The following is a 13,137-nucleotide window of genomic DNA, read 5'->3' as shown; positions in this document are numbered from 1 at the left end:
GAACAACAGACAAACAGAGATTTTCAAGCATGAGCGACTCCGGCCGCGCCGACGCACTATTAGCAGATTTACCCCGCGATGGCCGTGGCCGGCTCAAGGTTTTTCTCGGTGCTGCCCCCGGTGTCGGCAAGACCTACGCCATGCTGCAAGCCGCCCACACCCAGCTGCGCCAAGGCGTGAAAGTCATGGCCGGGGTGGTGGAAACCCACGGTCGGGCGGAAACCGAAGCGCTGCTCGGCGGCTTGCCGCAGTTGCCGTTGGTGCGCTCGGAATACCGTGGCGTGATGCTCGAGGAAATGGACCTCGATGGCCTGCTCAAGGCCAAGCCGAAACTGGTGCTGGTCGACGAACTGGCTCACAGCAACGCCCCCGGCAGCCGCCACGCCAAGCGCTGGCAGGATATTCAGGAGTTGTTGTCAGCGGGCATCGACGTGTACACCACGGTTAACGTCCAGCACCTGGAAAGTCTTAACGATCAGGTGCGCGGGATCACCGGCGTGCAAGTGCGCGAAACCCTGCCTGACTGGGTGCTGCAAGAAGCCTACGAATTGCTGTTGATCGACCTGCCGCCGCGCGAGCTGCTCGAGCGGCTGCGTGATGGCAAGGTTTATGTGCCGGAGCAGGCGCGCGCAGCGATCGATGCGTTCTTCACCCAAACCAACCTCACGGCACTGCGCGAACTGGCGATGCAAACCGCGGCGGCGCAGGTCGATGATGACCTGAGTCGCGGTTACCGACAGTTGGGCCAGGCGGCTCCGGCCGTGCGCGGTCGCTTGTTGGTGGGGGTCGATGGCGACGCCCAGGCCGAGCGTCTGGTGCGGCATGCCAGTCGGGTCGCGCAGCGTCGGCATTTGCCGTGGAGCCTGGTGCATGTGGACAACGGCAGCGTGCGCGACGAGCAATCGCGTTTGCGCCTGCAAAGCGCTCAGCAATTGGCTGAACGGCTGGGCGGCGAAGTGGTGCTGCTGCGCGCTGGCGAAGTGGCGAAAACCCTGATTCAACACGCCACTGAGCGGCGTGCCAGCCTGCTGCTGGTCGGTCAGTCGCGTCAGCGTTGGCGTCGTCGACTGTTCGGCGGCGGCTTGGCCTCACGCTTGTTGCGCAATGCCCGAGGCCTGGAAATCAACGTCCTCGACAGCGATGAACAACAGCATCAACCGCGTCAGCGTTCGGTGCATTCGTTGGTCTGGTTCGACTATGCGCTGGCGCTGTTGGCGACGGTGCTGGCCAGCGCTTTGGCGTGGGCGGTGTCGAGTATTTTGCCGCTGCCGAATATCTCGCTGGTGTTCCTCGCGGCGGTGTTGCTGGTGGCGGTACGCAGCAGCCTCGGGCCGGCGCTGGCGTGTGCGGCGTTGTCATTTCTGACCTACGATTTCCTGTTCATTCCGCCGACCTTCTCCTTTGCGATTCAGCGTGAGGAAGACGTGTTGACGCTGCTGTTTTTCCTGCTGATGGCGGCGCTCACCGGCAACCTTGCGGCGCGTCAGCGGCGCCAGCTGGAAGCCTTGCGCGACACGCAGCAAGAGACCAGCGAACTGCTCGACCTGTCGCGCAAGCTCACCGCCGCCACCGACCGGCAAGCGGTGATCAGCGCGGCGGCGGCACACTTGGTGGGCTGGAACGATCTGCAATTGTGTCTGGTTAACCGTGACGGGCAGGGTGGCTGGAAGGTCGAAACCGGTGGCCCGCTGCAGTTTTCCGAAGCCGAGCGCGCTGCCGCCGACTGGGCCTGGCAGCACGATCAACCGGCCGGCATGGGCACTGGCACATTACCGTTCGGTCGCTGGTGGTGGTGGCCGTTGTCGGTCGACGATGGGCCGCTGGGCTTGCTCGGCGTTTGCCCGAAAGAGGGTCAGCAGCTCAGTGGTCAGCGGCGGCGTTTGCTGACTGCATTAAGTCAGCCGCTGGCTCAAGCGCTGGCCCGTGCGCAGTTGGCCGACGATCTCGAGGCGGCGCGCCTGCACGGTGAAACCGAACAATTGCGCAGCGCTTTGCTGGCGTCGGTGTCCCATGATTTGCGCACACCACTGACGTCCATGCGCGGCAGCATCGACAGCTTGCTGGCGCTGGGCGAGGCGATTCCGCTGGAGGATCGCCGTGAGTTGCTGGAAGGCACTCGTGATGAAGCCGAACGGCTCGACCGCTATATTCAGAACCTGCTGGACATGACGCGCCTGGGCCACGGCGCCTTGAAGCTGGCGCGCGATTGGGTGTCGCCGGCAGATATCGTCGGCAGTTCGCTCAACCGTTTGCGTGCAGTGCTGGCGCCGTTGCAGGTAAGCACCGATGTGCCGAGCGCGTTGCCATTGCTCTATGTGCATGCAGCATTGATCGAGCAGGCGCTGGTGAATGTGCTGGAAAACGCTGCACGCTTTTCGCCGGCCCATGGCCGTTTGCAACTGAGTGCCGGCGCCAGTGACAGCGAGCTGTTTTTTTCCGTGAGTGACGAGGGCCCGGGTATTCCCGAAGAGGAACGCGCGAAGATTTTCGACATGTTCTACACCGCCGCCCGTGGTGATCGGGGCGGGCAGGGCACCGGGTTGGGCCTGGCGATCTGCCAGGGCATGGTCGGCGCCCATGGCGGGCGGATCAGCGTCGCCGATGGTATCGGTGGGCGCGGCACCTGCATCACCATTCATTTGCCATTGCAGGAGCAGCCGGGGTTTGAAAGTGAAGCCTGACGCTGCCTGCGCTACTCTCTCGCCACTTACTTTGCCTGATTTGAAACCATGAGCCAGACCACGACCATTTTGGTCATTGACGATGAACCGCAGATCCGCAAATTCCTGCGCATCAGCCTGGCCTCCCAGGGCTACAAAGTGCTTGAAGCCGGTACCGGCACCGAGGGCCTGGCCCAGGCTGCGCTGAACAAGCCGGATTTGCTGGTGCTCGACCTCGGCCTGCCCGACATGGACGGCCAGCAAGTGCTGCGCGAATTCCGTGAATGGTCGACAGTGCCGGTGCTGGTCCTGTCAGTGCGCGCCAGCGAAGGGCAGAAAGTCGAGGCGCTGGATGGCGGCGCCAACGACTACGTGACCAAGCCGTTTGGCATTCAGGAGTTTCTGGCGCGGATCCGCGCCTTGTTGCGGCAGGCTCCAGCGGGTGAAGCCCAGGAAGCGGCGCTCAAGTTCGGCCCGTTGACGGTCGATCTGGCGTACCGGCGGGTATTGCTGGACGGTGCCGAGGTGGCGCTGACCCGCAAGGAGTACTCGGTGCTGGCGCAACTGGCGCGTCACGCCGGGCGGGTCATCACCCAGCAGCAACTGCTCAAGGACATCTGGGGCCCGACCCACACCGAAGACAGCCATTACTTGCGGATTGTGGTCGGTCATCTGCGTCAGAAACTGGCGGATGACCCGACTCGGCCGAGGTTTATCCTGACCGAGGCGGGGGTGGGGTATCGGTTGTTGAATGAGGGCAGGTTTTAGTTCTGTATTGATTGATCCGGCGCCTTCGCGAGCAAGCCCGCTCCCACAGTGGTTTTGTATACACCACAAATCCAATGTGGGAGCGGGCTTGCCCGCGAAGAGGCCCGAACAGTCACTCGAGAGTCTCCTGATCCTTAATCGCGTTCATTCTCATACCGATCCAGCGTATCCCGGGCAATCTCCTGTCCCAGCGCGATCAGCTCCGGGGCCTTGTAGAACTCGAAAAACCGGCAAACCCGCTTTGGCACATTGATCAGGATGTCCGGCGGATAACCAGCGATCTTGTACTGCGCCAACGACGTTTGCATCACTTCGAAACTCTGGTTGATCAAGTCCAGCAATGAGGCAGGGCCAACGTTGTCGATGATAAATGAGCCTGTAGCGGATTTCGGCGCCCCATCGCCTTCCGGGGCGGCAGCGGGTTGTTGCGCTTCGGGATCGACGGATTCGATCCAGGGGTTGATTTCGGCGGCTTCACTGCGCAGTGCTTCCTGTTCCAGAAGCAGCAATTGTTCAGCCTGTTTGCGGCGGAACGGCAGGCGTGAACCGAGCGAGTTGAGCAGGTTGTCGAAGCGGCTTCTGAACGCGGCAGGGCGCTGGATCACCGGCAGTTGATAGTGCCGCTGGTTGGTCGAGTTGAGGTTGACCGCAATGATCAGGTCGCAATGGCTCGAGACCACCGGAACAATCGGCAGGGGATTGAGCAGGCCGCCGTCGACCAGCATGCGATTGCCTTGCATGACCGGGGTAAACAGGCTGGGGATCGCCGCCGAGGCGCGCATCGCCTGGTGCAGGCAGCCTTCCTGGAACCAGATTTCCTGCTGGTTGGTCAGGTCGGTGGCGACGGCCGTGTAGGGGATGCGCAGCTCTTCGATGTTGATCTCGCCGACAATCTTGCGGATCTGCCCGAAGACTTTCTCGCCGCGTATCGCCCCAAGACGAAAGCTCACGTCCACCAGGCGCAGTACATCCAGGTAATCCAGGCTCTCGATCCAGTCGCGGTATTCGTCGAGCTTGCCGGCGGCGTAGATACCGCCGACCACCGCGCCCATGGAGCAACCGGCGATACAGGCAATGTCATAACCGCGCCTTTCGATTTCCTGGATAACGCCGATATGGGCATAGCCTCGGGCGCCACCTGAGCCCAGCACCAGTGCGACACGCTTTTTCATGACTCGCCCCTTCATCAAACAGGCTTCAACAATGCACCCAATGAGGGGCGTGCTTCAATCATGCTGACTCTGAGTCAGGCCATTAGCGTCGTTTTTTCGATACTCAATAACGGCACATGAGTATTCTCGCGGGCGCTATAGTTTCAATGGGTGGACCAAGGCACTTTTTGCGGCATTGGCCGTCTTACCTGCACGATTGTTTTTTATACCTTGAGGAATCATTGATGAAAGCCTGGATCTGTCTGCCATTGATCGCGTTGGTGCTTGCCGGTTGCGCAGGAAAATCTGCTTACCGCGACAGTTGCGGTAGTCAACTGGATGCCGCCTGGCAGGAACTGGACATTGCCAAGGCCGAAGGTTTCGCGGGTACCGTGAGTTACTCCAAGGCGCTTTCGCTGCTGACCGGGGCCAAGACCCAGCAGCAGTTCGAGGCCTACGAGGGCTGCACTAAAAAAGCCGAGAAAGCACGCTTCTATATTCGCGAATCCCGCGCAGGGCGTTGAATTCACAATGATCTGACGCAATGTCGGCACCTGGTTTTACCGCCAGCATGAGCGTTAACTAGCGATCTGATGCTGGTTGTCGACTTGGGAGAGAGCGATGTCTGCGTTGGTGAATCGGTTGGTGGCCAAGGTGTTGGGGCTGGAGGTGCGTTTGCTGGCCTGCCAGGCGCGCTTGAGCGCCAGCACCGACGCGGAAGCGCTGCATGACTTGCGCACGACGGTTCGCCGTTTGCGCAGTCTGCTGCGGCCATTGCGCGGTTTGCCCGGTGTCGAACAACTCGAAGCAGCAGCGGCAGGTGTTGGAAGCCTGACCACGCCGCTGCGCGACCGTGAAGTGCTGGCGGCGTACTTGCTGGCACACGGTCAAGCGGACGCGGCCAAGCGCCGAATGGTGCAAATGGCGCACGCCTATCCGGCGGTGGCCGACAGCCCGGAATTGGCGCAACTATTGATGATTCTCGACGCATTTCCACGCTTTTTGCGCGCCTCCCAGCGTCAAGGTTTGCTCAAGGGTTTGCGTACGCGCATCGAGAAGCGCCTGGCCAAACAATGGAAAGCGCTGGATGCGGCCCTGCACGATCCCGCGCATGACCGCCATCGCCTGCGTCTGTTGATCAAGCGCGTGCGCTATGCGATCGAAGCCTATCCCGAACTGGACCGCTTGCCCGAAGCCGCCATGCCACGTCTCAAGTCGGCACAGGAAGCGCTCGGCGAATGGCACGATTGCTGGCAATGGTTGGCACGTGCCGAGCATGAGCCCGACTTGCTGCCTTGCGTGGCCGACTGGCGAACAACCATGACCAAGGCTGAAAGTCGCGCCGATCGGGTGCTCGACAAACTCATCTCGGCTTGCTTCAAAGCCTGACGTGGATTGCTTTTCGTCGCCGTTGGCGGCCTATCTGTCAGCCTCTTTGGCCGGAATAGGTGCTGTACAGGCGCTGCTGGCTGGTTAAGATCCTTCGATCCTTTCCCAGCCTTGAGGTTTCCATGCGCTTTTCCGATTTGCTCGACGCCGTGCGCAGTTCGCCGCATGAGCTGTCTATTCCGGCGGAATGGGCCCAGGGCCGCGCCAGTTTCGGCGGCCTGGTCGCCGCGTTACAGTACGAAGCCATGCGCGCGAAAGTCCCGGCGGATCGCCCGGTGCGTTCGTTGGCGATCACCTTTGTCGGTCCGGTCGAACCCGGCGTGGCCGTGAGTTTTGAGGTTGATGTGCTGCGCGAAGGCAAAGCGGTCAGCCAGGTGCTGGGGCGAGCCGTGCAGAACGGCCAGGTGGTGACCCTGGTTCAGGGCAGCTTTGGCGCTTCGCGTCCTTCCGAAGTCGAGGTGGTGGCTGCGCCCGCGCCAGAGATGAAACACTGGGACGATTGTCAGGAACTGCCCTACATCAAAGGCGTGACACCCGAGTTCATGCGCCATCTGGCGATGCGTTGGAGTGTCGGCGGTTTGCCGTTCACCGGTAATAAATCCCGGGATATGGGCGGCTGGGTTCGCTTGCGTGGTGATGTCAAGGAAGAGCCGGTCACCGAGGCGCACATTCTGGCGCTGGTGGATGCCTGGCCTCCGGCATTGTTGCCGCACCTGAAGAAACCGGCGGCGGGCAGCACCCTGACCTGGACCATCGAGTTCATTCAGCCGTTGCTGGCGTTGAGCACGCTGGACTGGTGCAAATATCTCGTGGAAATCGAACACGCCCGTGACGGATATGGCCACGCCGCCGCAGCGCTGTGGAGCGCTGAAGGGCAGTTGATTGCGTTGAGCCGGCAGACGGTGACTATTTTCGCGTAAGACCTTCAGCGGTGATGGCGCTTGCGCCAGGCGCGCCACCAGCCGCCGCTGAGGACAAAACGCGGGAACGTCAGGAATTGTTCGACCAGCAAGCGCGACACCGCATCTTTGCGATCACTGAACGGCTCGGAGGCTAGCGCCTCCAGGCTGTGACCGTGGCGTTGCAAGCCCAGTGCGGCAAGCAGGCCGACGACTCCGATGGCGACGTTCAGAACACTCAGGCCGAACACACCGGAAACGATCAGCAGAAACGCCACGATGAACAGCGGCACGGCAATCAGGTGCAACACCAGATTGGTCGGGTGCTGGTGGTTTTGCGGGTATGCACGCCATTGCCAGGCGGGAAGGTTGGGGTGACGTTTGCCCATGTGGATAATCCTCGATCCGTGTTGAACACATGGTTGAAGGATAGGTGGGGCAATTGCAGGCGGCGAATCAAGGTTGGCTATCGGTGCGATAGGGGGCATGGTTGATATTGATGTTGACCGGTCTGGCCCCATCGCGAGCAGGCTCGCTCCCTCATTTGATCGCATTCCTCTGTGGGAGCGAGCCTGCTCGCGATGGGGCCCTCAAAGCTTCAACTGCCCGATCGCCTTGCTCAACTCACCCGCCAATGTCGCCAGTTCATTGCTGGTGCTGGCTGAATCCACCGTCTGCTTCACGGTGTTCACGGTGACGTCACGGATACTCACCACCGCGCGGTTCATCTCCTCTGCCACCTGGCTCTGCTGTTCTGCCGCCACGGCAATCTGTGTGTTGCTTTCACGCATCTGCGCCACGGCACCGGTGATCTCTGCCAGCGCAGCGCCAGCCTCTTGAGCCTGCTGTACGCAGTCGTCGGCTTTGAACGAGCTTTCCTGCATGAAGTCCACCGCATCCCGTGTACCGGCTTGCAGCGCGGAGATCATGCTGGTGATTTCATCAGTAGAAGTCTGCACCCGCTTGGCCAGATTGCGCACTTCATCGGCGACCACCGCAAAGCCCCGGCCCATTTCTCCGGCGCGTGCGGCTTCGATGGCGGCGTTCAGGGCCAACAGGTTGGTTTGCTCGGCGATGCTGTGAATCACGCTGACCACGCCGTTGATTTTCTGGCTATCTTCGGCAAGACGCTGAATCATCTCAGCGGTTTGCTGCACCCCGGAGGACAGTCCAGCGACGGACTGTTGTACCCGGCTGACCACCTCCTGGCCACTGCCGGCGAGGGTGTCGGCGGTTTGCGAGAGGTCGCGAGTGGCGCCGGCATGTTGAGCGATGTGATAGACCATGGCCGACATCTCATTGATCGCAGTGGCGGCCTGATCGGTTTCGCTTTGTTGGCCGAGCATGCCGTGGCGTACGTCGTTCATGCTGGCGGCCAGACGCGCGGCGCCGAGATCCAGTTGGCGGGCAGTATTGGCCACGGTGTTGACCACGCGCTGGTAACCCGCCTGCATGGCGTTGAAGGCGCTGGCCATCTGGCCCACCTCATCGGTGCACGCCAGCGGTACGCGAGCCGACAGGTCGCCGGTTTTTTCGACGTGCAGCATCACGTCCTTGAGGGTGTTGAGCTGGGCGAGCAGAAAACGGATCAACAATTGCGAGGCACCGAGCATCGCCAGCATCAGGATGAACACGGCTGCCGCGTAGTTGGCGAATCGTTCGCCGAACACCTGACTCAAACTCGGGCCATAGGCCAGAACGGCGATCTGCTCGCCGTTGGTGCGCGAAAGCACCTCGGCACCGATCAACGGGTTCTCGCCAAACAGAGGCATGTCATTGATGTCGACCCAGCCGTTGGCGTTATTCAACTCGGGCAATGGCTGTTGGTTCAGCAGGGGAGTCTGGCCTTTGCCAAAGCTCAGGAAATGACTGGCCTCAGGCAAGGCCTGGCCGACTGGCCAGCCGCTGATCAGCCGCGCTTGAGCGACGGCCGACTGCTGTGAGGCCTGGTTGCGTGCTTGTTGCTCCAGCTGCACGGCATACAGCACCAGCAGCAGGGTGGTGACGAAGGCGACCGCGTTGACCGCCCAGAATTTGTATTTCAGCGAAATGTTGCTAAGCCAGGCACCCATGGAGGTCTTCTCTGATAGCGGAAACAGTATTGGCAAGGTGCCAGCATTGTGCCGCTATTCAGCGAAGGGCTTTTTGATGTGGATCAATGAGGATGGCGGGTTCACTCAACCGACGGCAAGCCAAAAAACGCTCGTGCACACGCGGTGCTGTGAGCGGCTACGTCTTCCAGGCTTTCGCCACGATGCAAGGCCACCTCACGCAGCACTTCGGTCAGGTACGCCGGTTCATTGCGCCCGTTCTTGGGTTTGGGGCGCAGGCTGCGGGGCAACAGATACGGTGCGTCGCTTTCGAGCATCAAGCGCCCGCGCGGGATCTCGCGGACCAGCGGGTGCAAGTGAGTGCCACGACGTTCATCGCAGATCCAGCCGGTGATGCCGATATGCAGGTCGAGATCCAGGTAGCTGAACAGCGCCCGCTTCTTGCCGGTAAAGCAATGCACCACGGCGGCCGGTAGCTGGTCGCGGTAGTCGCGCAGGATTTCCAGCAGGCGCTGGCTGGCGTCGCGCTCATGGAGGAAGACCGGCAGTTGCAGTTCGACGGCCATTGCCAGGTGCTCTTCGAGTACTTTTTCCTGTTGTGGACGCGGAGAGAAGTCCCGATTGAAATCCAGTCCGCATTCGCCGACCGCCCGCACGTTGGGTTCTTTGAGCAAACTGCGCAGGCGCTGAGCGCTGTCGGCATTCCAGTCACTGGCCGAATGCGGGTGGATACCGGCGGTGGAGAACAACCGCTGCCCGGTTTCGTCCAGTTGCTGGCACAGCTCCAGGGCCTGTTCACTGCCTTCGACACTGGTGCCGGTGAGCACCAATTGGCAGACGCCAGCGGCATAGGCACGGTCGAGTACCGCCTGGTGTTTGTCGGCGAAACTGGGGTTGGTCAGGTTGACGCCGATATCGATGAGTTGCATGGTGTGACCCTAGCCTTTGGCCGGAAAGCATACCAGAGCTGTAGATTTATAATAAAAACGAAGAACTACAAAGAGTTAAAGCTGTCTTTTGATGCCGGAAGAGAGCTTCGACGGGCCAGTTGGCCGTCGCGGCTGCACTCTTTCGCACTCTGCCAGCGCTCCAGGCGCTCTGTTTCTGTCGACCCACGGCTCGAAATATCGAGACGTTGGACAGTATTCTTTCCGGAGAACGGATGACACGACTCCAGGTTTTGCTAGTGCTGTGCTTGTCGATGCTGCTGCCGATGCCGGCCGTTGCGCGGTTGGCGGGTCCCTTGGAAGCCGTTCAGTCGGGCAAGGTCCGCGATCTGGCGGAAATCCGCGGCAGCCGCGTATTGCGGGTGCTGGTCAATCAGAGCCGCAACAGCTCCGGCGAGGTCCAGGGCCAGACCATTGGCGTTGAATATCACCGCCTGCGAGCCTTCGAACAGTACCTCAATGGCCATGCCCGTGATGGCCAGGAAATCTCCCTCAAGATCATCCCCAAAGCCAAGGATCAATTGCTCGGCGCGTTACAGCGCGGCGAGGGTGACCTGGTAGCACCGGGGGAGTTGCTCGATGCGCAGTCCGCACACGCGGTCAGTACCAGCGAGCCGATTGGCGCAAGCGTGCCGTTGCTGCTGGTGGGGATCAAGGGCGAGCGCCGCTATACCCGTCTTGAACAACTTTCCGGCAAAACCCTGGCGCTGCCCGCCGGTAGCGCGGCCGGTGAGGCGATCAACCAGATCAATCAGAAGCTGGCGCTGCACAAGCAGCCACCGGTCAAGGTCGAATGGGTCGACCCGAGCCTGGCGGTCGAAGACGTGCTGGAGATGGTGCAGGGCGGGATTTTTCACCTGACCATCGTCGAGCAACCGATTGCCGAGCGCTGGGGCAAGATCCTGCCCAAGCTGCGTTTCGATCGCCAGGTGGTCATCAGTGAGCCGGGCAAGGAGTACTGGTTCGTCCGCCGTGATGCCTCGATGTTGCGAGCGAGCATTGATCGTTTTCTGCAAGCCTATAAGACCCCGTCCGATGAGGATGTGGCTTTCCTGCGTATTTACCGACGCCTGTATCAGGTTCACTACCCGTTGGATCGCGCCGACCGCCAACGTCTTGAGAAGCTGCGCCCGGTCTTGCAAAAGCACGCTCGAGAACAGGGCATGGACTGGTTGAACCTGGCGGCGCTGGCGTTCAAGGAGTCGGCGCTGGAGCCCAGCGCCCGCAGCGGCAGCGGTCCGACCGGACTGATGCAAATTACCCCGTCGGCGGCGCAACGGGTCGGGGTCAATAACATTCAATCCGTGGACAACAATGTGCAGGCCGGGGCCAAGTACTTGGCACTGATCCGTCGCAAGTTTTTCGCCAGCCCCAAGCTCAATGAGCGTGAGCGCATGGCATTCGTTCTGGCGGCCTACAACCTTGGGCCGGAACGTGTTCAGGGGATGCGTGCCGAGGCCCGGCGCCGCGGCTTGAACCCCAATCAGTGGTTTTTCCAGGTCGAGCGCGTCGCCATGGAGCAGGTGGGAATGGGTCCTGTCAGCTATGTTAATAGTGTGAATAAATACTTTTTGGCATATGACCGGGAGCGAGGGTCATTGGAGCCTCAAGGGCAGAAAGTTGCCTCACGCAAATGATCGAATAAACTGATTGTTATGGCGGGTTTATTACGCTTTTAACATTATGTTTACTGATTAATATAGCGGTCAACCAACACACACTCACACTGGATGACATAGCATGAGCACATTGATCAACAAAGTACTGTCCACCCGCGCTGGCTACGGTCTGACCGTTCTGCGGATCTTCGTCGGCATCATCTTCGCTGCCCACGGCTCACAGAAACTCTTCGGCATGTTCGGCGGTTATGGCATTGCCGGCACCGCGCAGTACATGGAAAGCGTCGGCCTGGCCCCGGGTCACCTGATGGCAATCCTGGCCGGTGGTACCGAGTTCTTCGCCGGTCTGGCGCTGATCATTGGCCTGCTGGTACGCCCGGCTGCGCTGGGGCTGACCTTCCTTTCGCTGGTCGCCATTCTATCGGTGCACATCCACAACGGTCTGTTCATGGCCAACAACGGTTATGAATTCGCTCTGGCCTTGCTCGGCGGTAGCATCGCCGTACTGATCGAAGGCGCCGGCAAGCTGTCGGCAGACCGTGCCATCACTGGCTGACCGCTCTGACTCAACCAAAAGACCCGCCTTGTGCGGGTCTTTTTTTTGTTGCGCGAGATTCTTGACACTATCCTGTCGGCTTCTCTAGGATGTTTGCCATGCGCCGATTTAAACAGCTACTTGCGGGGCGCCAGGTAATTCATCCAGTTACCGATAGAAGCTTGAAACAGGCTTCGAAATACCGCTAAAGCGCTGGTTCGGTGTTGCCTCTCACCTGCCATGCAGACTTTCGAGGCAGAGACACGACACGATGAATGCACTACGCCCTCCAGTACGTCCTGCGCCGATCACGGCACACCCGACCCAGCGCAATCCAAAAATCCTCCTTGGCGGTAATCATCAGCCGACCCTGCTGCGTTATCTCGATGGCTGGCCACGTCGTACCGGCGGCCCTGCAGCGTTCCTGATCCAGTTTGTCGAAGACGGCGAATCGCTGGCGCGCTTTGCCAGCGACAGCTTCGATCTGGCGGTGATCCAGTCGCCCAGCGCCGAAGATGCGGTCGAAGTGATCAGGCAACTGACGCGTGTTGCGCGCCAAGGGTTGATTACCCGTCGCTGAGGTCTTGCCGAGATTCAGGGATAGTCGATTGCGACGATATACACGAACTGCTCGCCAGTAGGCGTCTGCACCTGGACTTCGGCATCCAGTGCTTTGCCGATCAAGGCCCGCGCCAGCGGTGAGTCGATGCTGATCAAGCCTAGTTTGAGATCAAGTTCATCCGGGCCGACGATGCGATAGCGCGATTCCTTGCCGTGTTCATCTTCGATGGTCACCCAGGCCCCAAAGTAGACCTTGTTCGGGTCACTGGGTTTTTCGCTGACAACCTTGAGCGCTTCCAGCCGCTTGGTGAGAAACCGCACGCGGCTGTCGATTTCGCGCAGCATCTTTTTGCCGTAGGTGTACTCGGCGTTTTCAGAGCGGTCGCCCTGCGCAGCCGCCTCGCTGACGGATTGGGTCACCTGGGGGCGACGTACATGCCAGAGCTCATGGAACTCGGCACGCATCCGCGCTTCGCCCTCGGGCGTGATGAGGGCGGTGCCGGCGGTGCGAGGAGGGCGATAGCGGCTCATAGCGGTTTCTTTTGGTCAGGAGGCAT

At 60.6% G+C, this 13,137-nt stretch carries 13 protein-coding genes; 8 read left to right on the top strand and 5 right to left on the bottom strand.

What is annotated here, in order from left to right:
* Positions 1 to 29 precede the first annotated feature (29 nt).
* Positions 30 to 2,681 carry a DUF4118 domain-containing protein gene (locus AC1DIH_RS03500; protein ID WP_477770604.1) on the top strand — a complete coding sequence of 884 codons (2,652 nt, stop codon included), beginning with the start codon at positions 30 to 32 and terminating at the stop codon, positions 2,679 to 2,681.
* Between the two features lie 48 nt (positions 2,682 to 2,729).
* The gene (locus AC1DIH_RS03495; RefSeq protein WP_477770603.1) at positions 2,730 to 3,428 is read left to right on the top strand and encodes a response regulator; all 699 of its coding nucleotides are present in this window, start codon (positions 2,730 to 2,732) and stop codon (positions 3,426 to 3,428) included.
* Between the two features lie 134 nt (positions 3,429 to 3,562).
* Here the strand turns inward: AC1DIH_RS03495 and AC1DIH_RS03490 are convergent, their stop codons facing one another.
* Positions 3,563 to 4,600: a patatin-like phospholipase family protein gene (locus tag AC1DIH_RS03490; protein WP_477770602.1), complete on the bottom strand. Its 1,038-nt coding sequence runs from the start codon at positions 4,598 to 4,600 to the stop codon at positions 3,563 to 3,565.
* A 224-nt stretch (positions 4,601 to 4,824) separates the two neighbouring features.
* Between AC1DIH_RS03490 and AC1DIH_RS03485 the strand changes: the two genes are divergently transcribed.
* The 3 genes from AC1DIH_RS03485 (at position 4,825) to AC1DIH_RS03475 (ending at position 6,888) form a co-directional block, all read left to right on the top strand.
* A complete protein-coding gene (locus AC1DIH_RS03485; protein ID WP_054596327.1) occupies positions 4,825 to 5,103 on the top strand; it encodes a hypothetical protein in 279 nt (92 codons plus the stop codon).
* 97 nt (positions 5,104 to 5,200) lie between these two features.
* Positions 5,201 to 5,968 carry a CHAD domain-containing protein gene (locus tag AC1DIH_RS03480; RefSeq protein WP_477770601.1) on the top strand — a complete coding sequence of 256 codons (768 nt, stop codon included), beginning with the start codon at positions 5,201 to 5,203 and terminating at the stop codon, positions 5,966 to 5,968.
* Positions 5,969 to 6,090: 122 nt separating this feature from the next.
* Positions 6,091 to 6,888 carry an acyl-CoA thioesterase gene (locus AC1DIH_RS03475; RefSeq protein ID WP_477770600.1) on the top strand — a complete coding sequence of 266 codons (798 nt, stop codon included), beginning with the start codon at positions 6,091 to 6,093 and terminating at the stop codon, positions 6,886 to 6,888.
* 5 nt (positions 6,889 to 6,893) lie between these two features.
* Here AC1DIH_RS03475 and AC1DIH_RS03470 read toward each other — a convergent pair whose 3' ends face one another.
* The 3 genes from AC1DIH_RS03470 to AC1DIH_RS03460 all read right to left on the bottom strand — a co-directional run bounded on the left by AC1DIH_RS03470 (position 6,894) and on the right by AC1DIH_RS03460 (position 9,847).
* A complete protein-coding gene (locus AC1DIH_RS03470) occupies positions 6,894 to 7,256 on the bottom strand; it encodes a terminase (protein ID WP_477770599.1) in 363 nt (120 codons plus the stop codon).
* A gap of 201 nt (positions 7,257 to 7,457) precedes the next feature.
* Positions 7,458 to 8,939, bottom strand: a complete 1,482-nt coding sequence (locus AC1DIH_RS03465; RefSeq protein ID WP_477770598.1) for a methyl-accepting chemotaxis protein — start codon at positions 8,937 to 8,939, stop codon at positions 7,458 to 7,460.
* A 101-nt stretch (positions 8,940 to 9,040) separates the two neighbouring features.
* Positions 9,041 to 9,847: a TatD family hydrolase gene (locus tag AC1DIH_RS03460; protein ID WP_477770597.1), complete on the bottom strand. Its 807-nt coding sequence runs from the start codon at positions 9,845 to 9,847 to the stop codon at positions 9,041 to 9,043.
* 233 nt (positions 9,848 to 10,080) lie between these two features.
* On the opposite strand from AC1DIH_RS03460, the gene AC1DIH_RS03455 reads away from it, so the two are divergent.
* The 3 genes from AC1DIH_RS03455 (at position 10,081) to AC1DIH_RS03445 (ending at position 12,599) form a co-directional block, all read left to right on the top strand.
* Positions 10,081 to 11,502: an MltF family protein gene (locus tag AC1DIH_RS03455; RefSeq protein ID WP_477770596.1), complete on the top strand. Its 1,422-nt coding sequence runs from the start codon at positions 10,081 to 10,083 to the stop codon at positions 11,500 to 11,502.
* A gap of 103 nt (positions 11,503 to 11,605) precedes the next feature.
* Positions 11,606 to 12,040, top strand: a complete 435-nt coding sequence (locus tag AC1DIH_RS03450) for a DoxX family protein (RefSeq protein ID WP_477770595.1) — start codon at positions 11,606 to 11,608, stop codon at positions 12,038 to 12,040.
* A gap of 250 nt (positions 12,041 to 12,290) precedes the next feature.
* On the top strand, positions 12,291 to 12,599 hold the full coding sequence (locus AC1DIH_RS03445) for a class I SAM-dependent methyltransferase (protein ID WP_477770594.1): 309 nt from the start codon (positions 12,291 to 12,293) through the stop codon (positions 12,597 to 12,599).
* A gap of 14 nt (positions 12,600 to 12,613) precedes the next feature.
* Here AC1DIH_RS03445 and greB read toward each other — a convergent pair whose 3' ends face one another.
* Positions 12,614 to 13,111, bottom strand: coding sequence for a transcription elongation factor GreB (gene greB / locus AC1DIH_RS03440; RefSeq protein WP_054596336.1), 498 nt, complete (start codon positions 13,109 to 13,111; stop codon positions 12,614 to 12,616).
* Positions 13,112 to 13,137: the final 26 nt, after the last annotated feature.

The sequence above is a fragment of the Pseudomonas sp. 05N36 genome, from assembly GCF_056397385.1.
This window is presented reverse-complemented; position numbering and strand designations above follow the sequence as displayed.

Coding starts and splice junctions, on each gene's coding strand:
- AC1DIH_RS03455 (WP_477770596.1), top strand. CDS start 10,081: ATGACACGACTCCAGGTTTTGCTAGTGCTGTGCTTGTCGATGCTGCTG.
- AC1DIH_RS03450 (WP_477770595.1), top strand. CDS start 11,606: ATGAGCACATTGATCAACAAAGTACTGTCCACCCGCGCTGGCTACGGT.
- AC1DIH_RS03495 (WP_477770603.1), top strand. CDS start 2,730: ATGAGCCAGACCACGACCATTTTGGTCATTGACGATGAACCGCAGATC.
- AC1DIH_RS03460 (WP_477770597.1), bottom strand. CDS start 9,847: ATGCAACTCATCGATATCGGCGTCAACCTGACCAACCCCAGTTTCGCC.
- AC1DIH_RS03445 (WP_477770594.1), top strand. CDS start 12,291: ATGAATGCACTACGCCCTCCAGTACGTCCTGCGCCGATCACGGCACAC.
- AC1DIH_RS03485 (WP_054596327.1), top strand. CDS start 4,825: ATGAAAGCCTGGATCTGTCTGCCATTGATCGCGTTGGTGCTTGCCGGT.
- AC1DIH_RS03470 (WP_477770599.1), bottom strand. CDS start 7,256: ATGGGCAAACGTCACCCCAACCTTCCCGCCTGGCAATGGCGTGCATAC.
- AC1DIH_RS03465 (WP_477770598.1), bottom strand. CDS start 8,939: ATGGGTGCCTGGCTTAGCAACATTTCGCTGAAATACAAATTCTGGGCG.
- AC1DIH_RS03480 (WP_477770601.1), top strand. CDS start 5,201: ATGTCTGCGTTGGTGAATCGGTTGGTGGCCAAGGTGTTGGGGCTGGAG.
- AC1DIH_RS03475 (WP_477770600.1), top strand. CDS start 6,091: ATGCGCTTTTCCGATTTGCTCGACGCCGTGCGCAGTTCGCCGCATGAG.
- greB (WP_054596336.1), bottom strand. CDS start 13,111: ATGAGCCGCTATCGCCCTCCTCGCACCGCCGGCACCGCCCTCATCACG.
- AC1DIH_RS03490 (WP_477770602.1), bottom strand. CDS start 4,600: ATGAAAAAGCGTGTCGCACTGGTGCTGGGCTCAGGTGGCGCCCGAGGC.
- AC1DIH_RS03500 (WP_477770604.1), top strand. CDS start 30: ATGAGCGACTCCGGCCGCGCCGACGCACTATTAGCAGATTTACCCCGC.